This window comes from Plantibacter sp. CFBP 8804 (assembly GCF_014841225.1).
GTDB lineage: Bacteria > Actinomycetota > Actinomycetes > Actinomycetales > Microbacteriaceae > Plantibacter > Plantibacter auratus.
The window spans coordinates 1,113,740-1,137,052 of record NZ_JACYTU010000001.1 but is presented as its reverse complement, the minus strand read 5'-3'; the positions used below and the strand labels follow the sequence as shown (position 1 = coordinate 1,137,052).

Annotated in this window: 21 protein-coding genes; 17 read left to right on the top strand and 4 right to left on the bottom strand. The window is 69.6% G+C overall.

The features are described 5' to 3' along the window. Positions 1-28: 28 nt before the first annotated feature. A complete protein-coding gene (locus IFU11_RS05345; RefSeq protein ID WP_191940642.1) occupies positions 29-1,018 on the top strand; it encodes an SseB family protein in 990 nt (329 codons plus the stop codon). Here IFU11_RS05345 and IFU11_RS05340 read toward each other — a convergent pair. Then, positions 945-2,519, bottom strand: a complete 1,575-nt coding sequence (locus tag IFU11_RS05340) for a hypothetical protein (protein ID WP_191940643.1) — start codon at positions 2,517-2,519, stop codon at positions 945-947. The genes IFU11_RS05345 and IFU11_RS05340 overlap by 74 nt on opposite strands. A gap of 104 nt (positions 2,520-2,623) precedes the next feature. Further along, positions 2,624-3,424 (bottom strand): oxygenase MpaB family protein, encoded by an 801-nt coding sequence (locus tag IFU11_RS05335; protein ID WP_137242139.1) that lies wholly within the window; start codon positions 3,422-3,424, stop codon positions 2,624-2,626. Positions 3,425-3,584: 160 nt separating this feature from the next. Here IFU11_RS05335 and sucC point away from each other — a divergent pair, with 160 nt between their 5' ends. The 12 genes from sucC (at position 3,585) to IFU11_RS05280 (ending at position 17,616) form a co-directional block, all read left to right on the top strand. Next, positions 3,585-4,748, top strand: a complete 1,164-nt coding sequence (sucC, locus tag IFU11_RS05330) for an ADP-forming succinate--CoA ligase subunit beta (RefSeq protein ID WP_124768842.1) — start codon at positions 3,585-3,587, stop codon at positions 4,746-4,748. 14 nt (positions 4,749-4,762) lie between these two features. Then, positions 4,763-5,653, top strand: coding sequence for a succinate--CoA ligase subunit alpha (gene sucD / locus IFU11_RS05325; RefSeq protein ID WP_064296653.1), 891 nt, complete (start codon positions 4,763-4,765; stop codon positions 5,651-5,653). Positions 5,654-5,778: 125 nt separating this feature from the next. Continuing rightward, a complete protein-coding gene (locus tag IFU11_RS05320; protein WP_192018326.1) occupies positions 5,779-7,056 on the top strand; it encodes a cell division protein PerM in 1,278 nt (425 codons plus the stop codon). A 9-nt stretch (positions 7,057-7,065) separates the two neighbouring features. Further along, positions 7,066-7,692 carry a phosphoribosylglycinamide formyltransferase gene (purN, locus tag IFU11_RS05315; protein WP_191940644.1) on the top strand — a complete coding sequence of 209 codons (627 nt, stop codon included), beginning with the start codon at positions 7,066-7,068 and terminating at the stop codon, positions 7,690-7,692. Continuing rightward, the gene (gene purH / locus IFU11_RS05310) at positions 7,689-9,296 is read left to right on the top strand and encodes a bifunctional phosphoribosylaminoimidazolecarboxamide formyltransferase/IMP cyclohydrolase (protein ID WP_192018325.1); all 1,608 of its coding nucleotides are present in this window, start codon (positions 7,689-7,691) and stop codon (positions 9,294-9,296) included. The genes purN and purH overlap by 4 nt, the downstream gene beginning before the upstream one ends. 47 nt (positions 9,297-9,343) lie before the next feature. Next, positions 9,344-10,555 (top strand): dimethylargininase, encoded by a 1,212-nt coding sequence (gene ddaH, locus IFU11_RS05305; RefSeq protein WP_192018324.1) that lies wholly within the window; start codon positions 9,344-9,346, stop codon positions 10,553-10,555. 7 nt (positions 10,556-10,562) lie between these two features. Next, positions 10,563-10,958 carry a hypothetical protein gene (locus IFU11_RS05300; RefSeq protein ID WP_192018323.1) on the top strand — a complete coding sequence of 132 codons (396 nt, stop codon included), beginning with the start codon at positions 10,563-10,565 and terminating at the stop codon, positions 10,956-10,958. 180 nt (positions 10,959-11,138) lie between these two features. Continuing rightward, a complete protein-coding gene (locus IFU11_RS20525; RefSeq protein ID WP_256430731.1) occupies positions 11,139-11,264 on the top strand; it encodes a hypothetical protein in 126 nt (41 codons plus the stop codon). 159 nt (positions 11,265-11,423) lie between these two features. Beyond that, entirely contained in the window at positions 11,424-13,256 is a 1,833-nt protein-coding gene (locus IFU11_RS05295; protein ID WP_137242134.1) for an ABC transporter ATP-binding protein, read from the top strand. Continuing rightward, positions 13,253-15,073, top strand: a complete 1,821-nt coding sequence (locus IFU11_RS05290) for an ABC transporter ATP-binding protein (RefSeq protein WP_192018322.1) — start codon at positions 13,253-13,255, stop codon at positions 15,071-15,073. The genes IFU11_RS05295 and IFU11_RS05290 overlap by 4 nt, the downstream gene beginning before the upstream one ends. 94 nt (positions 15,074-15,167) lie before the next feature. After that, positions 15,168-15,845 (top strand): LuxR C-terminal-related transcriptional regulator, encoded by a 678-nt coding sequence (locus tag IFU11_RS05285; RefSeq protein WP_123539688.1) that lies wholly within the window; start codon positions 15,168-15,170, stop codon positions 15,843-15,845. Continuing rightward, complete coding sequence (locus IFU11_RS05280) at positions 15,838-17,616, top strand: sensor histidine kinase (RefSeq protein WP_191940648.1); 1,779 nt, start codon at positions 15,838-15,840, stop codon at positions 17,614-17,616. Before IFU11_RS05285 ends, IFU11_RS05280 begins: the two co-directional genes overlap by 8 nt. A gap of 16 nt (positions 17,617-17,632) precedes the next feature. On the opposite strand, the gene IFU11_RS05275 is transcribed toward IFU11_RS05280, so the two are convergent. Together IFU11_RS05275 and IFU11_RS05270 are read right to left on the bottom strand one after the other, a co-directional pair. After that, positions 17,633-17,953 carry an MGMT family protein gene (locus IFU11_RS05275; protein WP_194644151.1) on the bottom strand — a complete coding sequence of 107 codons (321 nt, stop codon included), beginning with the start codon at positions 17,951-17,953 and terminating at the stop codon, positions 17,633-17,635. A gap of 4 nt (positions 17,954-17,957) precedes the next feature. Next, positions 17,958-18,410, bottom strand: coding sequence for a GNAT family N-acetyltransferase (locus IFU11_RS05270; protein ID WP_191940650.1), 453 nt, complete (start codon positions 18,408-18,410; stop codon positions 17,958-17,960). A gap of 281 nt (positions 18,411-18,691) precedes the next feature. Between IFU11_RS05270 and IFU11_RS05265 the strand changes: the two genes are divergently transcribed. The 4 genes from IFU11_RS05265 (at position 18,692) to IFU11_RS05250 (ending at position 23,257) form a co-directional block, all read left to right on the top strand. After that, positions 18,692-19,906, top strand: coding sequence for an NADP-dependent isocitrate dehydrogenase (locus IFU11_RS05265; RefSeq protein ID WP_064296642.1), 1,215 nt, complete (start codon positions 18,692-18,694; stop codon positions 19,904-19,906). Between the two features lie 149 nt (positions 19,907-20,055). Next, positions 20,056-21,393, top strand: a complete 1,338-nt coding sequence (locus IFU11_RS05260) for an ABC transporter substrate-binding protein (protein ID WP_192004695.1) — start codon at positions 20,056-20,058, stop codon at positions 21,391-21,393. After that, positions 21,390-22,343, top strand: coding sequence for a carbohydrate ABC transporter permease (locus IFU11_RS05255; RefSeq protein ID WP_371742722.1), 954 nt, complete (start codon positions 21,390-21,392; stop codon positions 22,341-22,343). The genes IFU11_RS05260 and IFU11_RS05255 overlap by 4 nt, the downstream gene beginning before the upstream one ends. 89 nt (positions 22,344-22,432) lie before the next feature. Further along, positions 22,433-23,257, top strand: coding sequence for a carbohydrate ABC transporter permease (locus IFU11_RS05250; protein WP_244631678.1), 825 nt, complete (start codon positions 22,433-22,435; stop codon positions 23,255-23,257). Positions 23,258-23,313 lie beyond the last annotated feature (56 nt).

Below are 23,313 nucleotides of genomic sequence, written 5' to 3'. Positions count from 1 at the left end.
CCGGGCGAAGCCTCTAGGCTGAGGCATCATGGCTCTGTTCTCCAAGCGCAACGCGTCCGATGCCCGATCCGCAGCGGCGGAGGCAGCGACCTCCGCCCGGGAAACCGAGGAGGACACGACCCCCGCGGTCGCCGAATCGGTTCCGCACGTGCCCATCTCGGTCACGACGGTCAGTTCCGCGGCACGGACACCTGAGGCCCCCGTGTCGGTGCCGGCGGCCGCTCCGGCGCCCGCGGCCGGGGAGCCCGACACCAACGTCGACCTCGCCCAGGCGCTCACCGCCCTGGCTGAAGGAGGCGACGAGCGCGCGATGATGCACGTCCTGCGCCAGAGCATCCAGGGCAAGCTCCTGCTGTCCACGAGCCTCGACGGCGTCTCGGAGGAGGACAAAGCCGCGGGACGCGTCCCGCTCGGTGTCCACCGCGACCCGGAGGGCGCCGTCTACCTCCTCGCCTTCACCTCGCCGCGAGAGCTCGAGAAGACGCGGACTGCCGAGGGGCCCGTCTCCGGGGTCGCGGTGGACGCGGTGTGGGCACTGCGTCAGGCGGCCGGTGAAGGATACGCCGGTATCGTGCTGAACCCCGCCGACGGGAAGGCGAGTGCCGTCGTCCCGAAGACGCTCATCGCCCGGCTCTTCGGCGACGGCCGGAACAACGATCTCGCCAAGCAGGCGCTCGCCCAGCCACGCGACGCCGACGCCCTCCAGCAGCTGGTGGCGGCACTCGCCGCACACGGTGGGTTCGTAGCCGGTCGCGCCGAGGTCGACGAGGACGGCAACCGCAAGACCGTCGGCATCGCGGAGACCCGACTCGGCGACCGCCGCCTACTCGAGGTCTTCACCTCGCCCATCGAGATCGCGGCGCTCGGCCGCGGCGACGACGCATATCCCGTGACCGCCGCGGAACTCGCGGCCGCGCTCCGCAGCGACGAAGGCATCACCGGGATCATCGTGAACCCTGCGGCGCCGTGGCTGGACGTCGACCGCGCCCAGCTCGCACCCCTCCTCGACGTGCGCTGAGCGCCGCTCCCGCTCCACTCGGCGTGATCCGCCGACGGAGAGCGAGCAGGATGCCGCCGAGCGCGAGCGCTCCGATCGCCGCAGAGCCGGCCAGGAGCAGGGAGCGGTCGTCGGCGCCGGTCTCGGCGAGGCGCGCTTCGGGCACGGTCGGCGTGGAGGCGAGCGTGATCTCCGAGGCGACCCCGAAGGCGGATCGCCAGGGTCGGATCATCGTGCCGCCGTTCTCCGGCAGGGTGTCGCTCGGCTCGATGCGCTCGACCCAGACGTAGTAGCCGTCCTCGGGGAGGACGCAGGACGGCGTCGTGTACTCGCCGGGGCCCGCATCCACGAGCGTCTCGACCTCGCAGACCACCGGAGCTCCGAGCGGGACGTCCGGCGATTCGACCGGGCGCTCCGCGAAGGGACCGAGCAGCTGGCTTCGGACGGTCACCGGGATCGGCGTGTACGGTCCGCCCTCCGGGCCGAAGAGGCCCCACTCCGAGGCCAGGCCGGCGCCGGTCGCGATCCCGACCGACAGCCGGTCGGTGATCTCCGCTCCCGGAGTCGACGTCGCGTGCGAGGTCGTGGTGGCGACGATCGGCTGGAACGGGAGTGGCGTCGGCCGTTCCCGGTCGGCACTCGCCCCGGCCGAGACCGTGATGGGGCGCGCGATGAGGACACTCTGCACGTTGGCGGCGCTTCGAGCGATCGTGAGGCCGGCCCCGTAGGGCAGCTCACCGAAGGTGGCGTTCGCTGAGAACGCCACGACGGCGGCATCGGTGCTCGGCAGGATCCGCAGGCTCTCACCGTTCCCGACGGCTCGTTCGGACGTGCCGTCCTCGAAGGTCGCGCCGTCGAGGGTGACCGTGCCGGTGTGGGTGCCCGGTGGCAGGGTGGTGACGCCGGATGAGATGAAGTCGACGGCGAGTTCCGTTCGGACGAGGTCGAATCCGTCCTCGCCGCGTTCGATGGACATGGTGGCGCTCGCTCCCCGACTCGCGCCGCCGGGCCCGTCGGCCTCGGCGAGCATCTGATGGGCCAGGGAGAGCACGCGGTCGGCACTCGCTCCTGCCCGAGCGGCGATCTGCGCCGGCGTCCACCCGTTCAGGCCGGTGATCATCCAAGTGGCGAGCTGACCGGCGGCCGCTTCGTCGGCGTCCTGGCTGGCACCCCAATGACGCGAGAGGTAGGCCAGGCGTGCGGCATCCTCCGGGGTGAACCACCCGAGCGAGTCTCCGTCGACGTGTTCGTAGGCGTGACCCGGCGGGATCGGGAGGTCGAGGTTGATGCAGAACCCGACCGTCCCGTCGTCGAATGCCCAGGAGCCGAGCCAGCGGCCGTTCGAGGCGTCGCGGTGGCCGTAGGCCGCACCGGTGGCGGTCAGTGCGGAGGACGCGGTGGCGCCGCCGAGGACGATGCCGAGGATGAGCGTCAGCAGGATCGGGACGGCGGCGAGGAGACGGAGGACCCGTGGTCTGCCGCCGAGGAGGCGGCCGGTCTGGGGGAGGTGGTGTGTTGTCATGCCCCCATCGTGCGAACCGCGGTGCCTCGGTCAGCGGGGCGAGGATCCGAATGTGGACGGGACGGCTCCGTCAGTGGGCTGTGGAGGGCGGTGCTGGAACGTCGTCAGCCGAGGTGGCGGGCCGCCTCCGTGCGATCCCGCTCTCGCATCGCCCGGAGGTACCAGGCGGAGGGTGCCGCACGGAGTCGCTGCGGAAGACGCGGCCAGACGGCCCGCGCGACGGCGACCCGCCGCGCGAAGCGACGCTGCTGCCGCGGCGTCCAACGGAACCCGTAGGCGCTCCGTAGGTCGTCGGGCAGCAGTCCCGCCGTCACGAGCCGGACGAGCGGGAGCAGGCACCGGACGGGGAGCGGCGCCGCGCGAGCGGTCAGGAGCTCGATCGAGACGGCACGCGCCTCCTCGGTGACGTGGAGTCCCGCGACCCGGCCTGCGAAGTACTCGTCGAACGCGGCCCGGGTCGGAGGCCAACGATCGGGCGGGAGCTGCAGGCTCGTCCCCACGATCGCGTACTCACGGTGCAAGCGCTCCCGGGACTCCTCGTCGAGCGCGCCGAACACGAGCTCGTAGACCTGGACGGCGGTGTCGTACAGTGTGGCCGCGACCCAGAGCTGCGCGTCGTGGTCGAAGGCCGAGTACCCCGGAGCGGCTTCGCCCGGCCGGGCACGGACCGGCGCGTGGGCGTGGTTCACCCGTCGGGCCGCACTGCGTTGCTCGTCCGGCGCGCCGAGGGCGAGCGCGTAGACGAAGGTGAGGGTGGCGTGCAGCCGGTCGAGCGGACGGGATCCGAAGTCGCTGTGCCGCGCCACGCCGGCGGCGACCGAAGGGTCCGCGATCTGCAGCAGGATGGCCCGTCCGGCGCCGGCGACGAGGATGCCCTCGCGAGCGAGGTCCGCCATGCCGGTCATGGACCCGACCTTAGTCGTTCACTGTGAACGTCCGGTTGCGGCGCAGCGCTGGGGGTAGAGTCGTCACTGGCCCTTTTTCTCTCGCCGCCGAGATAACGCGCGGCCGAAAATCGCCACGACAATCACAGCAGAACGCGCGAAGCGCGGATGGGAATGACACGTGGATCTTTACGAGTATCAGGCACGAGACCTGTTCGAGCAGTACGAGGTGCCGGTCCTCGCCGGCATCATCGCCGACACCCCGGACGAGGTGCGTGCCGCGGCCGAGCGTCTCGGCGGCGTGGTCGTCGTCAAGGCCCAGGTGAAGGTCGGAGGCCGCGGCAAGGCCGGCGGCGTCAAGGTCGCCAAGACCCCCGACGAGGCCTACGAGGCGGCGAAGGCCATCCTCGGACTCGACATCAAGGGTCACGTCGTCAAGCGCGTGATGGTCGCGGCCGGCGCACGCATCGCCCAGGAGTTCTACTTCTCGGTGCTGCTCGACCGCGCCAACCGGTCCTACCTGTCGCTCACGAGCGTCGAGGGCGGCATGGAGATCGAGCAGCTCGCGGTCGAGAAGCCCGAGGCGCTCGCGCGCATCGAGGTGAACCCGCTCACCGGTGTCGACAAGGCGGCCGCGGTCGAGATCGCGAAGGCTGCGAACTTCCCCGAGGAGCTCGTCGACCAGGTCTCCGACGTCTTCGTGAAGCTCTACGACGTCTACAAGGGCGAGGACGCGACGCTCGTCGAGGTCAACCCGCTCGTCCTCACGGAGGAAGGGCGCATCGTCGCCCTCGACGGCAAGGTCTCGCTCGACGAGAACGCCGCCTTCCGTCACCCGAACCACGCCGAACTCGAAGACACCGCAGCCGAGGACCCCCTGGAGCTCAAGGCCAAGGAGAACGACCTCAACTACGTCAAGCTCGACGGCGAGGTCGGGATCATCGGCAACGGCGCTGGGCTCGTCATGTCCACGCTCGACGTCGTCGCCTACGCGGGCGAGCAGCACGGCGGCGTGAAGCCGGCCAACTTCCTCGACATCGGCGGCGGCGCCTCGGCCGAGGTCATGGCCGCAGGCCTCGACGTCATCCTCGGCGACGCCCAGGTGAAGAGCGTGTTCGTCAACGTCTTCGGTGGCATCACTGCCTGCGACGCCGTCGCGAACGGCATCGTGAAGGCGCTCGAGATCCTCGGTGACGCAGCGACGAAGCCGCTCGTGGTCCGCCTCGACGGCAACAAGGTCGCGGAGGGCCGCGAGATCCTCGCCGCCGCCGCGCACCCGCTCATCACGCTCGCCGCAACCATGGACGAAGGCGCCGACAAGGCCGCCGAGCTGGCTTCGAAATAAGGGATCGCACAAGCATGTCAATCTTCCTCAACAAGGACTCCAAGGTCATCGTCCAGGGCATCACCGGCGGCGAGGGCACCAAGCACACGGCGCTCATGCTGAAGGCCGGCACCCAGGTCGTCGGTGGCGTCAACGCCCGCAAGGCCGGCACGACCGTGACCCACGACGGCGGCGTCGAGCTGCCCGTGTTCGGCACGGTCGCCGAGGCCATCAAGGAGACCGGCGCAGACGTGTCGATCGCCTTCGTGCCCCCGGCGTTCACCAAGGACGCGGTCATCGAGGCCATCGACGCCGAGATCCCGCTGCTCGTCATCATCACCGAGGGTGTGCCGGTCGGCGACTCCGCCGAGTTCTGGGCCTACGCCCAGTCGAAGGGCTCGAAGACCCGCATCATCGGCCCGAACTGCCCCGGCATCATCACGCCTGGCGAGTCCCTCGTCGGCATCACGCCGGCGAACATCGCCGGCAAGGGCCCCATCGGCCTCGTGTCGAAGTCGGGCACCCTCACGTACCAGATGATGTACGAGCTGCGCGAGATCGGTTTCTCGACGGCGATCGGCATCGGCGGCGACCCGATCATCGGCACGACGCACATCGACGCGCTCGCCGCGTTCGAGGCCGACCCCGAGACCAAGGCCATCGTCATGATCGGTGAGATCGGTGGCGACGCCGAGGAGCGCGCGGCCGACTTCATCAAGGCGAACGTCACGAAGCCGGTCGTCGGCTACGTCGCGGGCTTCACCGCGCCCGAGGGCAAGACGATGGGCCACGCCGGCGCGATCGTCTCGGGCTCCGCAGGCACCGCGCAGGCCAAGAAGGAGGCCCTCGAGGCCGCCGGCGTCAAGGTCGGCAAGACGCCGAGCGAGACCGCCGACCTCATGCGCGAGATCATCGCCTCGCTGTAACACCCGCAGCTCGACTGCGACCACGACGCGGCGCCCGGTTCGGGCGTCGCGTCGTCGCGTTTCGGCCCACGCACGCCGTGCGCCTGACCGTCCGCACGCGCGGCTCCAGGTAGGGTCGAAGACGCATGAACCGTCTGACCGTCGCCCTCCTCGCCGCCCTCGATGCCACCCTCGCCGTGGCCATCGGCATCGGTGTCGCACTCGTCCCACTCCTCGCCCTGTGGGCTCTGCACTTCCAGTTGGACGTCGACCCGGCCGCGCTCTGGAGGGGGGCCGTCGACATCTGGGCGCTCGGTAACGGCTCGAGCATGCGCATCACCCTCGACACGGCCCTCGTCACCCAGCTCGGACTGCCGGCCGGGATGGAGCCGTTCCTCGTCTCCCTGGCGCCCCTCGCCTTCACGATCGGCACGGTCCTGTTCGGCCTGCGTACCGGAGCCCGCGCGGCGCGCAGCCCCTGGTGGCAGGGTGCCGTCGTGCTGTCGGTACTCGTGTTCGCCCTGCTGTCGTTCCTCGTGACCCTCACCGCCCTCCACCCGGCGGTGCGTCCCTCGATCGTCCAGGGGACCCTCGCGCCGACCGTGCGCTTCGCAGGCGGGGTCGTGGTCGCCGCGCTGTGGGTCCGGTTCCGTGAGCAGGACGCGGCCGATCCGATCCTCGACGGACTCCGCGCGATGCGAGACCGGATGCCGGACGGGACCTGGTCGATGGTCGTCGCGGCGCTGCGCGGTGGAGCACTCGCCGCCACCGGACTCGTGGCGGTCTCCGCGGTCCTGACCGCCATCCTCATCGCCGTCGGCTACGGTGCCATCATCTCCCTGCACGAGAGCGCGCAGTTCGGCGTCCTGGGCGGTGCCATCGTCACCGGCGCCGAACTCCTGTACCTCCCGAACCTCGTGATCTGGGCCATGAGCTGGATCACCGGCGCGGGCTTCGCCATCGGGAGTGGCACGGCGATCTCGCCGATCGGCACGCTCGTCGGGCCGATGCCGGCCGTGCCGGTCCTCGGCGCCATCCCGACGGGGGAGAGCCCGCTCGGGTTCGCGGTCCTCGTGGTTCCGGTCGTCATCGGATTCGCCGCTGCCGTGGTGCTGCGCCGCCGTCTGCTCGTCGACCTCGACGGGCGTGGCGGGCTCGGACGACTGGCAGTCGTCGGTCTCGGCGTCGGGGTCACCGCGGGCATCATCGTCGGTGTCCTCGCCGCCCTCTCGGCGGGCGCGGCAGGCCCAGGTCGCCTCATCGAGGTCGGCCCGAACGGTTGGGCGACGGGCCTGTGGACCACCCTGACGGTCGGGATCGCAGCCGTGGTCGGCATGGCGGCCGGTCCGACGCATCTCGCCGAGGAGGACCGCCTCCCGGAGCTGCACGCCCAGCCGAGCGGCCGGGGTGCCCGCGACCGATAGGATGCTCTGGTGCTGTCACTCGTCGTGCTGATCTCCGGTGGCGGATCCAATCTCCGCGCCCTCCTCGAAGCCTCACGCGACGCGGATTTCCCCGCTCGCGTCATCGCCGTCGGTGCCGATCGGGAGGCTGACGGTCTCGCTCACGCCGAGGAGTTCGGCATCCCGTCGTTCACCGTCCCCTACTCGTCCTTCGACTCACGGGCGGAGTGGGGCGCAGCCCTCCTCGAGCAGATCCGGGTCTGGAGCCCGGACGTCCTCGTCCTCAGCGGCCTCATGCGCCTCCTGCCACCCGTGGTCGTCGACGCCCTCTCGCCGCGCATCATCAACACGCACCCCGCGTACCTCCCCGAGTTCCCGGGTGCGCACGGCGTCCGGGACGCCCTGGCGGCAGGAGCCTCGCAGACCGGGGCATCGATCATCGTCGTCGACAACGGCGTCGACGCGGGCCCGATCATCTCGCAGGAGCGCGTCCCCGTGCTGCCCGACGACACGGAGCACAGCCTCCATGAGCGGATCAAGCCCGTGGAGCGTCGGCTCCTCGTCCAGGCCGTCCGCGACCTCGCCACCGGAACCATCGACCTCGAGGCGCTCTCCACGGCGTCCCGCCCGCCAGCAGAAGGAGCACCCCAGTCATGAGCGGTCCCAGCCACGACCACAGCCTCTACCGCGAACGCGACCTCGTCCCCGTCCGCCGCGCGCTGATCTCGGTCAGCGACAAGACCGGGCTGCTCGAGCTCGCGGGTTCGCTCGCCGCAGCGGGCGTCGAGATCGTCTCCACCGGGTCCACCGCCGCGACCATCCGCGGTGCGGGCCACACGGTGACCGACGTGTCCGAGGTCACCGGATTCCCCGAGTCGCTCGACGGTCGGGTCAAGACCCTGCACCCCTCGGTGCACGCGGGGCTCCTCGCCGACCTGCGGCTCGAGTCCCACGAAGCCCAGCTCGCCGAGCTCGGTATCGAGCCGTTCCAGCTCGTCGTCGTGAACCTGTACCCCTTCGTCGAGACGGTCGCGAGCGGCGCCGCCGGTGACGACGTCGTCGAGCAGATCGACATCGGTGGACCGGCGATGGTGCGCGCCTCGGCGAAGAACCACGCCAACGTCGCGATCGTCGTCTCTCCGGAACGCTACGGGCTGATCACCGAGGCCGTCGCCGCCGGCGGCACCACGCTCGCTCAGCGCCGCTCGCTCGCCGCGCAGGCCTTCGACCACACCGCTTCGTACGACGCCGCGGTGTCCGCGTGGTTCGCGAGCACGGAGGCGACCGAGGCGGAGGCCTTCCCCAGCACGCTGACCGTCACCGGTCGTCGCGAGGCGGTGCTGCGCTACGGCGAGAACTCGCACCAGGCCGCGGCGCTGTACGTCCGTCCCGGCGGTACCGGGATCGCCCAGGCGACGCAGTTGCACGGCAAGGAGATGTCGTACAACAACTACGTCGACGCCGACGCGGCAGTCCGCGCGGCCTACGACTTCGCCAACCCCGCCGTCGCGATCATCAAGCACGCGAACCCGTGCGGCATCGCCTTCGCGAACCCGAAGGCACCCGACCCGATCGCCTCGGCCCACCGTCGCGCGCACGAGTGCGACCCGGTCTCCGCCTTCGGCGGGGTGATCGCCGCCAACCGCGTCGTGACCCTCGGCATGGCCGAGACGGTCAAGGAGATCTTCACCGAGGTGCTCGTCGCCCCGGGCTTCGAGGACGCCGCGCTCGAGGTGCTCAAGACGAAGAAGAACCTGCGGCTCCTGCAGCTGCCGGAGGACTTCGTGCGCGAGGACCGCGAGGTCCGGCAGATCTCCGGCGGCCTGCTCTACCAGGACGCGGACCGCTTCGCCGACGACCCGCAGGACACCGCCAAGGGCTGGACGCTCGTCACGGGCGAACCGGCCGACGACGACACCCTGCTCGACCTCATCTTCGCGTGGAAGGCGTGCCGCTCGGTGAAGTCCAACGGCATCCTGCTCGCCAAGGGCAGCGCGAGCGTGGGCGTCGGCATGGGCCAGGTCAACCGCGTCGACTCCTGCCACCTCGCCGTGAGCCGAGCCGGTGACCGCGCCGCAGGTTCCGTGGCGGCCTCGGACGCCTTCTTCCCGTTCGCCGACGGCCTGCAGGTCCTGCTCGACGCCGGTGTGCGCGCGGTCGTGCAGCCCGGTGGTTCCGTCCGCGACGAAGAGGTCATCGCTGCGGCTGAAGCCGCCGGCGTGACCATGTACTTCACGGGGGAGCGTCACTTCTTCCACTAGGCCGCGTCGCCCGCCCTGCGGGGGTTCTGGNGGGCTACGGTTGTCGGATGACTGCCACCTGGAGCCGCAAGCTCATCGCATCCGCCGCCGCCGCCGTCGCGACCATCGTCGTGGGCTTCCTGGGGGTCATGTTCGTCACGTTCGTCGGCTACCAGTTCGCCGGGACGATCTTCGCCCAGGCGAGCCCGTACTTCTTCGAGAGCACGATCATCACCTTCGTGCTGCTGCTGATCGTGGGCGTCGTCGGCCTCTACCGGTACCGACTCCTCGCCCTGCTGGGCGGCGCCGCCCTCGCCGTCATCGGAGCGCTCCTCGGACTCATCGTCCAGGTGGCGACGACGGGGCAGCCCATCGACAGCACCGTGCTCGGCAGCATCGTCGCGACGCTCATCAGCCTCAACCTCGTCTTCGTGGTCGTCGTCGCGCTCTCCGCGGCCTTCATCGGATACCCCGTGTACTGGATGGTCGTCCGCACGCAGGACGCCGTGCTCGACGCCGGACGCCGCATCGCACTCGTGCGGATGCCCGCCTCCAACCTCGCTGAAGGCCTCGTGACGCACCTGGAGCGTACGCCGATCGACACCGAGCTCGCCGACAAGCAGTGGGACGCGTACGTCGCAGCGTTCGACGCCGCCGGCTGGGACACCACCGAGGTCTCCTGGGCCGACCAGCTCGCCGACTCCGTCTTCATCGAGGACGCCGTCGTCGTGATCGGCGACGTCGCCGTGGTGACCCGACCGGGCGCCGAGAGCCGTCGTCCAGAGGTCGTCGCAGCCGAGACCACCGCCCGTGAGCTCGGTCTCCGGATCCACCGGATCGAGGGTGACGGCACCCTCGAGGGCGGCGACGTCCTCCGGGTCGGCTCGACCGTCTACGTCGGTCGCAGCGGCCGCACCAACGCCGAAGGCGTCCGGCAGCTCCGAGCCATCCTCGCACCGCTCGGGTTCGACGTCGTCGCGGTCCCCGTCACGACCGCCCTCCACCTGAAGTCGACGGTCACCGCGCTCCCCGACGGGACCGTACTCGTCCACCCCGACCTCGTCGAGGACCCGTCCTTCTTCGGTCGCCACCTCGTCGTGCCCGAGCGCGAGGGCGTCGCTGTGGTCGAACTCGCGGAGGACACCGTGCTCATCTCCGCAGCCGCTCCCAAGACGGCTGCGCTGCTCGAGGACCGCGGCTACACCGTGGTCCAGGTGGACATCAGCGAGTTCGAGAAGCTCGAGGGCTGCGTGACCTGCCTGTCCGTGCGGGTCAGCTGAGTCGATCATGGAGCAGCAGGCTGGAGCGCGCGGCGGTCGGGATCTGAGCCGGAGGACCGTCGCGCAGCGACTGGACATCCCGCTCGAGATGGCCAGACACCACGGGATCCCGCCGTTCTGGTCGGCGGACCAGTTGGCGGCGTTCCTGGCCGAGCCGCCCGCCTGGTACGTGCAGTCCCGCGCGAACCGGACCGGGAAGCGGCCGGTCTGGGTCGAGCTGCGCTGCACCATCTGTGGCACGAGCGAGACGCTCCGCCCGAAGAAGTGGTGGCCGGAATTCTCGATGGTGAGCTGCTCCTGGCACGGCGCCGACGAGCTGCCTCCAGTGCCCGAGGGAGCGCGTCGGCGCGAGGTCGACGGCATCGGAGCCTTCGTCGGCATCGTCGACGAACCGACCTCCTGAGGACGAGCCCACCCGGTGCGGTGCGTGCAACCGCATGGATCCCTTGCAGCTTGACGGCCGACTCCCATAGTCTGGTCTGCTGCGCCGAACCTCGTTCACCGTGATCGGTCGCCGTCCGCGTTCGAGTGCGACCTGTGCACCCGGCCCGCGGCTCTCGCCCCACAGGATGAGGAGGATGCCATGACGCTCTCGAACCACACCGCGCTCGCGCCGACGGTCGATCGTGCCCGCTCCGCCTCGAGCCGCCGCACTGCGGCCGTCCCGGCGCCGGCCGGACGCGCCGCCGCAGCGGACGCCGACGCTTAGCACGAGCGCCAGGCAGTCCACCTCACCATCCGTCCGGCCTCGTCCGGGCCCGTCACCGGATGCTGCGACCTCGCACAGCGACCTCGCCGTCCGGCCGTTCCACGACCATCATCCCGTCGGTGATCGACGTCACCGACGCTCTCGCAAGGAATCCCCGCAATGACTCCGCTCGGCGATGAACGCCGTCCTGTCCAACCGCGTCAGAGCACCTTCCGTGCCCTGATGCGGATCTACCCGTTCGCGAAGACGGCCATGCCGCGCATCGTGCTCGGCATGGTCGCCGCGCTCGTCGCCGGCCTCGTGGCCCTCGCGATCCCGCTCGTGCTGCAAGCCCTCGTCGACGGTCCGCTCTCGACCGGCGACTCCTCGCAGATCTGGCCGGCGGTGCTCGTGGTCCTCGCCCTCGGTGTCCTCGAGGCGGTCATGATCGCGCTGCGCCGCTGGTTCGTCCTGACCCCCGGGACGCACGTCGAGGCGCGGATGCGCAATGCGCTGTTCGCCAAGCTGCAGGACCTGCCCGTGACCTTCCACGACCGCTGGCAGAGCGGGCAGCTGCTCTCCCGCGCCGTCAGCGACCTCGGACTCATCCGCCGGTGGATCTCGTTCGGCTTCGTGCTCCTGATCGTCAACGGCGTCACGATCGTCATCGGTGCGGTCATCCTGTTCACCTGGAACTGGCTGCTCGGACTCATCTTCATCGCGCTCGCCATCCCCGTGTGGGTGTTCGGGTTCACCTTCGAGGGGCGGTATTCGGTGATCGCCCGGCGCAGCCAGGACCAGGCCGGTGACCTGGCGACGGCCGTCGAGGAGTCCGTCCACGGCATCCGGGTGCTCAAGGCGTTCGGTCGAGGCAAGCACGCCCTGCGGAGCTTCGCGTCCCGCGCCGAGGACCTGCGGGGCACCGAGATCGAGAAGGCGAAGGCCATCGCGGGGATCTGGTTCTGGCTGGTCCTGTTGCCCGACGTCGCCTTCGCGCTCTGCCTGTTGGCGGGGGTCTGGCTCGCGTCGATCGGCGAACTCACCGTCGGTCAGCTGTTCGCCTTCTTCGCGACGGCCACGATCCTGCGGTTCCCGATCGAGTCGATCGGCTTCCTGCTCGCGATGACCTTCGACACCCGTACGGCGACCGACCGGTATTTCGAGGTCATCGACTCGGTGAACACGATCACCGACCCCGAGCACCCTGAGCGCATCCGCGAGCCGCGCGGGGAGCTCGTGTTCGAGGACGTGCACTTCCGCTACCAGGACGCACCCGACCGCTACGCGGACGTGGTGAACGGCGTCGACCTCCGGCTCGAGCCGGGGGAGACCATGGCACTCGTCGGTCTGACGGGCTCCGGGAAGTCGACTATCACGGCACTGACCACCCGCCTGTACGACGTCACGGGCGGGCGGATCCTGCTCGACGGGGTCGACATCCGCGCGCTCACCCGGGAGGACCTGCGCCGCCACATCGCGATGGCGTTCGAGGATGCGACCCTCTTCTCGGCGAGCGTCAAGGAGAACGTCCTCCTCGGGCGGGACGACATCGACCTCGACTCCGCGGAGGCCGATCGGATCCTGCGCGAGGCGCTCGACATCGCCCAGGCCGGGTTCGTCGACGAACTGCCGAACGGCGTGGAGACGATGGTCGGTGAAGAGGGGCTCAGCCTGTCCGGCGGGCAGCGTCAGCGGCTCGCACTCGCGCGCGCGGTGGCCGCGCGGCCGGAGGTGCTGGTACTGGACGACCCGTTGTCGGCGCTCGACGTCGACACCGAGGCGCTCGTCGAGGCTGCGCTCCGCAGAGTGCTCGCCTCGACCACGGCCCTGATCGTCGCGCACCGACCGAGCACCGTCACCCTCGCCGACCGCGTCGCCCTCCTCGAGGACGGTCGCATCACCGCAGTGGGACGCCATACCGAGCTGCTGCAGCACAACGCCCATTACCGCTACGTGATCTCGAGTCTGGAAGACGACGAACGAGAGTCCAACCGCCAGGAGGTGAACCTGTGACCCCGCCGACGATCGTCCACGGAGTGGAGGGTGAGGAGCGCGACGACCTCACCCGTGACGAGTCCGCGCACATCCGGCGCCGTTCGCTGCGACTGCTCGGATCGCTGCTCGCGCCCCTGCGGCTGCGCGTCATCGCCGCCATGACCATCGTCGTGGTGTCGACCGCCGCCCAGGTCGCCGGGCCCGCGCTGATCGCCCTCGGCATCGACCGCGCCCTCCCGGCCGTCCTGGAACGCGCCGACTGGATGCCGGCCTTCCTCGTGGTCGGCGCGTACCTGCTGACCGGCGCCGCCGGAGCGACGCTCATCTCCTGGTACACCGTGCTCGCCGCACGGATCAGCCAGGCGATCCTGATCGACCTCCGGAAGCGCGTGTTCCTGCAGACGCAGCGGCTCAGCCTCGACTTCCACGAGAGCTACACCTCGGGTCGCATCATCTCCCGGCAGACGAGCGACCTCGACTCCATCCGCGAGCTGCTCGACTCCGGCATCAACCAGCTCGTGTCCGGCGTGCTGTACATGGGGTTCACCGCGGCGGCCCTCGTCCTCGTCGACTGGGTCAGCGGTCTGGTGCTCCTCGGATCACTCATCCCGCTGTTCGTGCTCACCCGCTGGTTCCAGCTCCGCTCGCAGCGGATGTTCCGCGAGTCGCGGGTCCGGTCGGCGAAGCTCATCGTGTTCTTCGTGGAGGCGATGACCGGCATCCGTGCCGTGAAGGCGTTCCGGAAGGAGCGGCGGAACGAGCGCGCGTTCGGCGAGCTCGTGGAGCAGTACCGCGACACCAACGCCCGGGTCATCCAGCTGTTCGGGGTGTTCGATCCCGGACTGGTGTTCATCGGCAACGTCTCCGTCGCCGTGGTGCTGCTCGTCGGCGGGTTCCGGGTCGCGGACGGACAGCTCGCGATCGGAGCGCTGCTCGCGGCGCTCCTCTACACGCGTCGGTTCTTCGACCCGATGGAGGAGATGGCGATGTTCTACAACTCCTACCAGTCGGCCGCTGCGGCGCTCGAGAAGATCTCCGGCGTGCTCGAGGAGCGTCCCGGCGTGCCCGACCCGGTCGCGCCGGTCGACCTGTGGACGTCGCAGGGACGGATCACCTTCGACGACGTGACGTTCGCGTACGCCGCCGACCGTGTGGTGCTCCCGAAGTTCGACCTCGAGATCCCGGCAGGGCAGACCATCGCACTCGTCGGCACGACCGGTGCGGGCAAGTCGACGCTCGCGAAGCTCATCAGTCGGTTCTACGACCCGACCGACGGTGCGGTGCGCCTCGACGGCATCGACCTGCGCGACCTGCACCCGAAGGACCTCCGTCGGGCGATCGTCATGGTGACGCAGGAGGCCTACCTGTTCTCCGGCTCGGTCGCCGAGAACATCGCGTTGGGCAAGCCCGACGCGACGATCGAGGAGATCACCGCCGCCGCGAAGGCCGTCGGCGCACACGCCTTCATCGAGGCGTTGCCGAACGGCTACGACACCGACGTGAACAAGCGCGGTGGTCGGGTCTCGGCCGGCCAGCGGCAACTCCTGTCGTTCGCGCGGGCGTTCCTCGCGGATCCGGCCGTGCTGATCCTCGACGAGGCGACCGCCTCGCTCGACATCCCGAGCGAGCGACTCGTCCAGGAGGCGTTGCAGACCCTGCTCGCGGACCGCACCGCGATCATCATCGCGCACCGGTTGTCGACCGTCGCGATCGCCGACCGGGTGCTCGTGATGGAGCACGGCCGGGTGATCGAGGACGGTGCGCCCGCGGAGCTCATCGGCGGGACGGGGCGGTTCGCCGCGATGCACGCGGCCTGGCGGTCCTCGGTCGGCTGATCCGGACCGCGCAGGCGTGTCCACGGGGTCCTCCGGTGACGGAGTGACCCCGTGGGCACTACACCTCGTCTCGTCGACCTGCCACAATGAGCGGATGACCAGTCTGGAACCGCGTTCGCTGCGTGTCGCCGTCGCGGACGACGCGGTGCTCCTCCGTGAGGGTGTCGCGCAGATCCTCAAGGCGGGCGGTCACGACGTGGTCGGCTCGTTCGGCTCGGCGGTCGACCTGGTCGATCGCATCGACGCGGGGCTGCAGCTCGACGCCGTCGTGCTCGACATCCGGATGCCGCCCACCCACACCGACGAGGGCATCGTCGCCCTCGAGCAGTTGCGGGCGTCGGGCTTCGCCGCCGGGGTGCTCCTGCTGAGCACCTACGCCGTGCCGTCCTACGCGGTCCGCGCGCTCGGCTCCGGTGGTGGCACCGGGTACCTGCTGAAGGATCGCGTCGCCGACTCCGGGACGCTCGTCGACGCCGTGGAGCGCGTGGCGGCAGGTGAGTCCGTCGTGGATCCGGAGGTCGTCTCCCTCCTCGTCGCGGAGCGGACCCGATCCGACGGACTCGACCACCTCACGGAGCGGGAACGTGAAGTCCTCACCCTCATGGCCGAGGGGCGGTCGAACTCCGGCATCGCGAAGGCGCTGGTCGTCAGTCTGAAGACCGTCGAAGCGCACATCAGCCGCATCCTGGCCAAGCTCGGACTCGAGGACTCTCCGGCGGACCACCGCCGCGTCCTCGCGGTCGTGCGATGGCTGGAACACACGGATGGCTGACGGTCGCCCACACGGACGGGCGACATCGCTGCCGATCCCGGCACCGGCCGGCCGCGGTCGACTGCCGTGGCCGCTGCGACTCGGCATCCTGCTCGCCGCCGCGCTCGTGTGCGTCCTGTCGGTCGTGTTCGGCGTCGTCCAGCCGGGCGTCGCCGACGGCAACGGTCTGCCCTGGTTGGTGGGCCACCTCGCGGCGCTGGTGGCGGCGGGGCTGATCTGGTGGCTGGCTCCGACGGCCACTCCGGGCTGGGTGATCGTCGGGTACGCGCTGGCCGAGACGGCCTACATGTGGGCGTACGGCGTCGACGCAGGCTGGCTCTGGCCGCTCCTCATGTCGATCTCCGTGCTCCCGGGGGTCGCGCTGGTGTGGCTCGCGTTGGCCTTCCCCGCCGGGCGGCTGCGGCGCGGCTTCGATCGGCGGCTCGTCATCACCGCCTCGGTCTACCTCGTCACCTATGCGATCGTGACACTCCTGGTGACGCCGAACCACGTGCTCGACGCGAGCCACGAGCGGAGTCGGTACGCCGTCCTCGCCACCGGAGACGTGGCCGACGTGCTCGGTCGGGTCCATGCGGGTGTCATGGGGGCCTTCGCGGTCGTGGTCGCGGGTGTCGTGCTCCTGCGATGGGCGCGGAGCAGCGGAGCGGCCAGACAGGTGGCCTTCATCATGCCGGTCGCGTTCGTGTTGTGGCTCGTCATCGGGGTGGCGTGGTCCCTCGTCCGCCTCGGGGGATGGCCGGAGCACCTCCGGCTCGTCGTCGAGGACCTCAACGCGTTCTCGGTGGTGCTCGTTCCCGCGGCGTACGCGACGGGTCTCATCCGGATGCGGACGATCCGCGCCAGGGCCGTCGACCTGGTGCAGACCGGACAACTGAGCGAGACCGGCCACGACCGCTGGGACGGTGCGGTGAAGACCGTCCTCGGGGACCGCACTGCCCGGCTCGTCTGGCCGGGATCGCAGCGGACCACCGACCGGGACCCACGCGGGCGGGCGATGTCGAGCGTCGGCGATGCGGACGCGCCGCTCGTGTACATCGAGCACGACGCGGCTCTGCTCGACAATCCGCAGTTGCTCCGGTCGGTGTCGGCGTCGTTGCGCATCATGATCGACAACGAACGACTCACCGCTGAACTCCGTCACTCGTTGCGCGAGGTGAGTCGGTCGCGGTTGCGCATCGTGCAGGCGGCCGACGAAGCGCGACGGCGGGCGGAGCGAGACCTGCACGACGGCTCGCAGCAGCAGCTGTTCTCCGTCGCGCTGCGGCTCCGGATGGCGAGCGACGCGGCACGCGCCGACGGTCAACTCGCCCTGGCCGACGGCCTCGAGACCACCATCGATCAACTCGCGAGCGCCATCAAGGAGCTCCGCGAACTCGCCCGAGGGCTGCATCCGGCGCTCCTGGCAGAGGGCGGACTGGTGCCGGCGATCGCCGAACTCGGGCGCCGGTGCACCGTCGTCACCAAGGTCACCGTCGAGCTGCGCGAGCGGCCCGGGCAGCTCATCGAGGCGACCGTCTACTACGTCGTGTCGGAGTGCCTGGCCAACGTCACGAAGTACTCCGGGGCGTCCAGCTGCGAGGTGGTCGTCTCCGACGACCCCGACGGCGGGCTCCGGGTCGTCGTTGCGGACGACGGGGTCGGCGGCGCCGATCCTGCGCGGGGGAGCGGGTTGCGCGGTCTCGCGGACCGGGTGGACGCCGTCGGCGGGACGATGCGCGTCGAGAGCCCGGTCGGTGCCGGGACGGTCGTCTCGATCCACCTTCCCTGCTGATCCGGCGCGAAGCCGGTCAGTGCAGCAGTGCCTCGCGGCCCAGGCGGTACCGCCCGCCGCTCATCCGGACGATCGGTGTGCCCTCGGCCTCGTAGTGCTCGAGCGCGCGATCCTCGTGCCCCGTCGGAGGGAGACCGCCCGACCGGACGACCCGCCACCAGGGCACGGCGTGCCCGTACTGCGCCATCACGCGACCGACGCCACGCGCGGACTTCGACCCGATGATCGAGGCGACCTGGCCGTAGCTCAGGGCGCAACCCTCGGGGATGTCGGCGACCACGGCCAGCACGGCCTCGGCGAACGCCTCAGCCGAGTCCGTCGGTGACGACCCGCTCACGGCCTCAGAGGCTGATGCTGCCGATGGTCTCGCCATACTGGGTCTCGCCGACCGGGGAGAACCCGACGCGGAGGAAGAACGCCTCGGGACCGAGGTCGCCGGGCTCGTAGATGACGTTGACGTGGTCGAAGCCGCGCTGCTTGGCCTCTTCGATGAGCGAGGCGACCGCGAACCGGCCGACGCCGCGACCCTGGTCGTCTGCGTCGACGTTGATGCGCCACAGGGCGGAGCGGAACTCCTCCTGCGTCGACTCGTGGTCGAAGTTGGCGGAGACGAAGCCGACGACCTCGTCGCCGTCGAGGACGACGCGCTGCCAGGAGGTGGCGGGGTTCACGACCGCAGCCGCCACCGCGTAGGACACCGGGGCGATGAACTGCTCCTGCCCGGGTTTCATGGTGAGCGCGTTGACCGCCACGATCGTCGATGCGGACAGTTCTTCCAGACGCAGCTCAGCCATGTCCTTAGGCTAACCGGTCGAGCCGACCGCGGATAGTCCGGCCCCTGGGCGACACGCGGTGACCGCCGACTTCCACGGCCGACCCACAGCTGGAGTCGGGGACGGAACCTGGCCATCCGCAACTGTCTCGATGTCAAGAGACCTGGCAGGTCTTGTAAGCTAGGGCGTGGCCGTGCCGTCCACCTTTCGGATGCGGTCTCCTCCATGCCATGCGGAGCACTCCACCGCGTGCGCACCTCCGTAGGCCGCTCGGCTCAGGGCGGCATCAGAAAGGACAACCAGTGTCGAAGATCAAGGTCGAAGGCACCGTCGTCGAACTCGACGGCGATGAGATGACTCGCATCATCTGGCAGTTCATCAAGGACTCGCTCATCCACCCCTACCTCGATGTGAACCTCGAGTACTACGACCTCGGCATCGAGAAGCGTGACGAGACGGACGACCAGATCACGATCGACGCCGCGCACGCCATCCAGAAGCACGGCGTCGGCGTCAAGTGCGCGACCATCACCCCCGACGAGGCACGTGTCGAGGAGTTCGGTCTCAAGAAGATGTGGCGGAGCCCGAACGGCACCATCCGCAACATCCTCGGCGGCGTCATCTTCCGCGAGCCCATCATCATCTCGAACATCCCGCGTCTCGTGCCCGGATGGAACAAGCCGATCATCATCGGCCGCCACGCCTTCGGCGACCAGTACCGCGCGACCGACTTCCTGTTCAAGGGCGAGGGCAAGCTCACGGTCGAGTTCACGCCCGACGACGGCTCGGAGCCGCAGAAGTTCGAGGTCTTCCAGTCGCCCGGCGACGGCATCGCACAGGTGCAGTACAACCTCGACGCCTCGATCCGCGACTTCGCGCGTGCCAGCCTCAACTACGGCCTGAACCGCAACTACCCGGTGTACCTCTCCACGAAGAACACCATCCTCAAGGCCTACGACGGCCGGTTCAAGGACATCTTCCAGGAGATCTTCGACGCGGAGTTCAAGGAGCGGTTCGAGGCTGCCGGCATCACCTACGAGCACCGCCTCATCGACGACATGGTCGCCTCGGCCATGAAGTGGGAGGGCGGCTACGTCTGGGCCTGCAAGAACTACGACGGCGACGTGCAGTCCGACACCGTGGCGCAGGGCTTCGGCTCGCTCGGCCTCATGACGAGCGTGCTGGCCACGCCCGACGGCAAGATCGTCGAGGCTGAGGCCGCACACGGCACCGTCACGCGCCACTACCGCCAGCACCAGCAGGGCAAGCCCACGTCGACGAACCCGATCGCCTCGATCTTCGCGTGGACCCGTGGCCTGCAGCACCGAGGTGTGCTCGACGGCAACCAGGAGCTCATCGAGTTCGCGGCGACCCTCGAGGACGTCGTCATCAAGACGGTCGAGTCCGGTGCCATGACGAAGGACCTCGCGCTCCTCGTCGGCCCCGACCAGGCCTACCAGACGACCGAAGAGTTCCTCGAGACCATCTCGGCGAACCTCAAGGCGCGCCTGGCCTGATGACGTCGGCCTGACCGACACCAGCACCACACGGACGGGGTCCGGGAGCACACGCTCCCGGGCCCCGTCCGTCGTTCGGGTCTCGACGCCGGTGCGAACGGTCGTGTTAGCGTCGATGGACCACCTCGACGACGAAGTGAGGACCATCGATGTCACCGATGACGAGAAGACAGTTGCTCGCCTGGGCTGCAGCGGGTGGTGCGACCGCACTCCTGGCGGGCTGTTCCACCCCGGGGACGGTGTCGCCGAACACCGGTCCGACGATCGCCCCGGCCGCCGCCGGCGAACGGATCACGCTCACGTACTGGGCCTGGTTGAAAGACCTCCAGAAGGTCGCCGACGTCTGGAACGCCGACCACCCGAACGTGCAGGTCGAGGCCGTGTGGATCCCCGGAGGCAACGACGGCGGGTATCAGAAGCTCTACTCGGCGCTCGCCGCGGGCGGTGGTCCGGACCTCGCGCAGGTCGAGATGCGGACGCTTCCCGAGTTCCTGCTCGTGAACGGGTTGGTCGATCTCCGGCGCTACGGCGCGGACGAGGTCGCGTCGCGGTACAACGAGACCCTCTGGAACCAGGTCTCCTACGTCGACGGGGTCTACGGCATCCCGCAGGACTCCGGTCCGATGGCGCTCTACTACCGACCGGACCTGCTCGACCGGGTGGGCGCGAAGCCCCCGGCCACCTGGGACGAGTGGTTCCAGGTTGCGGGTGCGGTGCGCGAGGCCGACATGTACCTGGATTGCTTCGCCCTCGACGACGCGTCGTGGTTCGCGGCCATGGCGACCCAGGCCGGCGCGTCCTGGTTCCGTGTCGACGGCGACCGGTGGATCGTGGACATGACGGACGATGCGACCTTGGAGACGGCCAGATTCTTCGACCGGGCCATCGACGAGGGCGTCATGACCACCTCCTACAGCCAGTTCTCACCGGCCTGGTTCGCCGCTGCGGCGAAGGACTCGATCGCGTCGCTCGCCGGAGCCAGCTGGGGAGACGCCCTCCTGCAGGGCGTCTCGGGGGCCGAGGGCAAGTGGCGGGTCGCGCCGTTGCCCCGGTGGGGGAGCGAGGGGTACGGCTCGACCTTCCAGGGTGGGTCTACGGCTGCCGTCCTGGCGAACAGCGCCCACCCGAGGGAGGCGCTCGAGTTCGCCGTGTGGATGACCACGAGCGACGCCGGCATCGACGCCATGATCGAGCACTCCGGCATCGGGTGGTCGCCGAACGACGCCTACATCGGTGCCCGCCGACAACAGCCGAGCGAGTTCTTCGGTGGCCAGAACTACAACGAGGAGGTCTTCGTGCCGGCGGCCAAGGAACAGAACAACGAGTGGCAGTGGTGGCCACTGACCCAGCAGACCTTCAACATCCTCGCCGACGGGTTCCGTGCCAAGGCCTCGGGCGGCACCCTCGTGGACGCCGTGGTCCAGGGTCAGCGCGACGTCATCACCGCGTTCCGCAACAAGGGCCTCCGGATCGAGGCGGCGTCGTGAGCGCCGTCACGGAACGCCCGGCGCGCGGTGTGGCGGACGACCCGTCGCGGTCGGGGGCGCAGCGCCGACGCCGGACCTCGGTCGCGGCTCCGTGGGTGCTCCTCGGACCGTTCCTGGCGCTCTTCGTCCTCACCTTCATCCTGCCGATCATCGTCGCGATCGGCAGCAGCTTCCTCCGGGTCTCACGGAAGGGCGTCTTCGGCGAGGAGGGTGTCACGACCGAGTTCGCGTGGTTCTCCAACTACGCCCAGGCCCTGGAGAACGGCAACTTCATCGCCTCGATCGGCCGGATGCTCCTCTTCGGGGTCGTGCAGGTCACGGTCATGATCGCCCTGTGCACCCTGCTGGCGCTCCTCCTCGAGTCCGCCTCCGCGAAATGGCCGGGGTTCTTCCGGGCCGTGTACTTCTTGCCCTACGGCATCCCCGGCGTGATCGCGACGATCCTCTGGTCGTTCCTCTACGTCCCGGGACTCAGCCCGATCATCGACCTCGCCGGGGCGATGGGGATCGAACTCGACTTCCTCGGCGCAGGCACCGTGCTCTGGTCCATCGCCAACATCGTGACGTGGACCTACACCGGCTACAACATGATGATCATCGTCGCCCAGTTGAAGGCCATCCCCGGCGAGGTGTACGAAGCCGCGAAGGTCGACGGCGCCGGGCCGTTCCGCGTCGCGATGAGCATCCAGCTCCCGCTCATCCGGCCGGCGCTCATCCTCACGACCGTGTTCTCCATCATCGGCACGCTCCAGCTCTTCGCCGAGCCCCAGGTGCTGCAGACCGTGTCGCCCGCGATCGACAACGAGTACACGCCGAACCTCAGCGCCTACACGACCGCGTTCGCCTACAACGACTACAACGTCGCCGCAGCGCAGGCGGTGCTCATCGCCGTGGTCGCGTTCGCGCTGTCGTTCATCTTCCTGCGTCTGACGTCGAGGAGGGCATCATGAGCGAGACCCGGAGCATCACGACCGCGACCTCGTCGAAGCGAGCCCGGCGGCTGAGCGATCAGCCGGGACGACCCGGTGGGTCCAGGGCGATGCGGGTGCTCGTGACGGGCGTCCTCGTCGTCGTCGCGGTCTACTTCCTGGTGCCGGTGTACTGGGTGGTGATCGCTGCGACCAAGAGCACCGAGGACCTGTTCGGCAGCAACGGCTTCCTCCTCGGCTCCGAGTTCTCGTTGTGGTCGAACCTCCACGAGGTGCTCACCTACGACGGCGGCATCTTCGTCCGCTGGTTCGGCAACTCGGTGCTCTATGCGGGCGTGGGAGCACTCATCGCGACGTACCTCGCCGCCGCAGGTGGGTACGCGCTCGCGAAGTACCGGTTCCGCGGGCGCAACCTCGTCTTCGGCACCATCCTCGGCGGGGTCCTCGTGCCGGGGACGGCCACCGCGCTCCCGCTGTTCCTGCTCTTCAGCCAGATGGGGCTCGCGAACACGTACTGGTCGGTGCTCCTGCCGTCGCTCGTCTCGCCGTTCGGGTTGTTCCTCTGCCGGATCTACGCCGACGCGACGATCGACGACTCGCTCATCGAGGCGGCCCGGATCGACGGCGCGAGCGAGCTGCGGATCTTCCACACCGTGGGGCTGAAGATCCTCACGCCCGCGCTCGTGACCGTCTTCCTCTTCCAGCTGGTCGGCATCTGGAACAACTACTTCCTGCCGCTCGTCATGCTGTCCGACAGCACGCTGTACCCGATCACCCTGGGCCTCAACAACTGGCGGAGCCAGGTCGACCGCCTGCCGGAGTTCTACGAGCTGACGACCGGCGGCGCGCTGTTGTCGATCATCCCGTTGGCGATCGCGATGATCGTGCTGCAACGCTTCTGGCGTGGCGGGCTCACCGAGGGATCCGTGAAGTAGCCGTCGGCCCGGAGACGGCGACGGGCCCCGGATCAGTCGATCCGGGGCCCGTCGTC

Excerpts from the sequence above, each read along its gene's own strand:
- IFU11_RS05345 (WP_191940642.1), top strand. The coding sequence starts at position 29 with ATGGCTCTGTTCTCCAAGCGCAACGCGTCCGATGCCCGATCCGCAGCG.
- IFU11_RS05340 (WP_191940643.1), bottom strand. The coding sequence starts at position 2,519 with ATGACAACACACCACCTCCCCCAGACCGGCCGCCTCCTCGGCGGCAGA.
- IFU11_RS05335 (WP_137242139.1), bottom strand. The coding sequence starts at position 3,424 with ATGACCGGCATGGCGGACCTCGCTCGCGAGGGCATCCTCGTCGCCGGC.
- sucD (WP_064296653.1), top strand. The coding sequence starts at position 4,763 with ATGTCAATCTTCCTCAACAAGGACTCCAAGGTCATCGTCCAGGGCATC.
- IFU11_RS05320 (WP_192018326.1), top strand. The coding sequence starts at position 5,779 with ATGAACCGTCTGACCGTCGCCCTCCTCGCCGCCCTCGATGCCACCCTC.
- purH (WP_192018325.1), top strand. The coding sequence starts at position 7,689 with ATGAGCGGTCCCAGCCACGACCACAGCCTCTACCGCGAACGCGACCTC.
- ddaH (WP_192018324.1), top strand. The coding sequence starts at position 9,344 with ATGACTGCCACCTGGAGCCGCAAGCTCATCGCATCCGCCGCCGCCGCC.
- IFU11_RS05300 (WP_192018323.1), top strand. The coding sequence starts at position 10,563 with ATGGAGCAGCAGGCTGGAGCGCGCGGCGGTCGGGATCTGAGCCGGAGG.
- IFU11_RS20525 (WP_256430731.1), top strand. The coding sequence starts at position 11,139 with ATGACGCTCTCGAACCACACCGCGCTCGCGCCGACGGTCGATCGTGCC.
- IFU11_RS05295 (WP_137242134.1), top strand. The coding sequence starts at position 11,424 with ATGACTCCGCTCGGCGATGAACGCCGTCCTGTCCAACCGCGTCAGAGC.
- IFU11_RS05285 (WP_123539688.1), top strand. The coding sequence starts at position 15,168 with ATGACCAGTCTGGAACCGCGTTCGCTGCGTGTCGCCGTCGCGGACGAC.
- IFU11_RS05280 (WP_191940648.1), top strand. The coding sequence starts at position 15,838 with ATGGCTGACGGTCGCCCACACGGACGGGCGACATCGCTGCCGATCCCG.
- IFU11_RS05270 (WP_191940650.1), bottom strand. The coding sequence starts at position 18,410 with ATGGCTGAGCTGCGTCTGGAAGAACTGTCCGCATCGACGATCGTGGCG.
- IFU11_RS05260 (WP_192004695.1), top strand. The coding sequence starts at position 20,056 with ATGTCACCGATGACGAGAAGACAGTTGCTCGCCTGGGCTGCAGCGGGT.
- IFU11_RS05250 (WP_244631678.1), top strand. The coding sequence starts at position 22,433 with ATGCGGGTGCTCGTGACGGGCGTCCTCGTCGTCGTCGCGGTCTACTTC.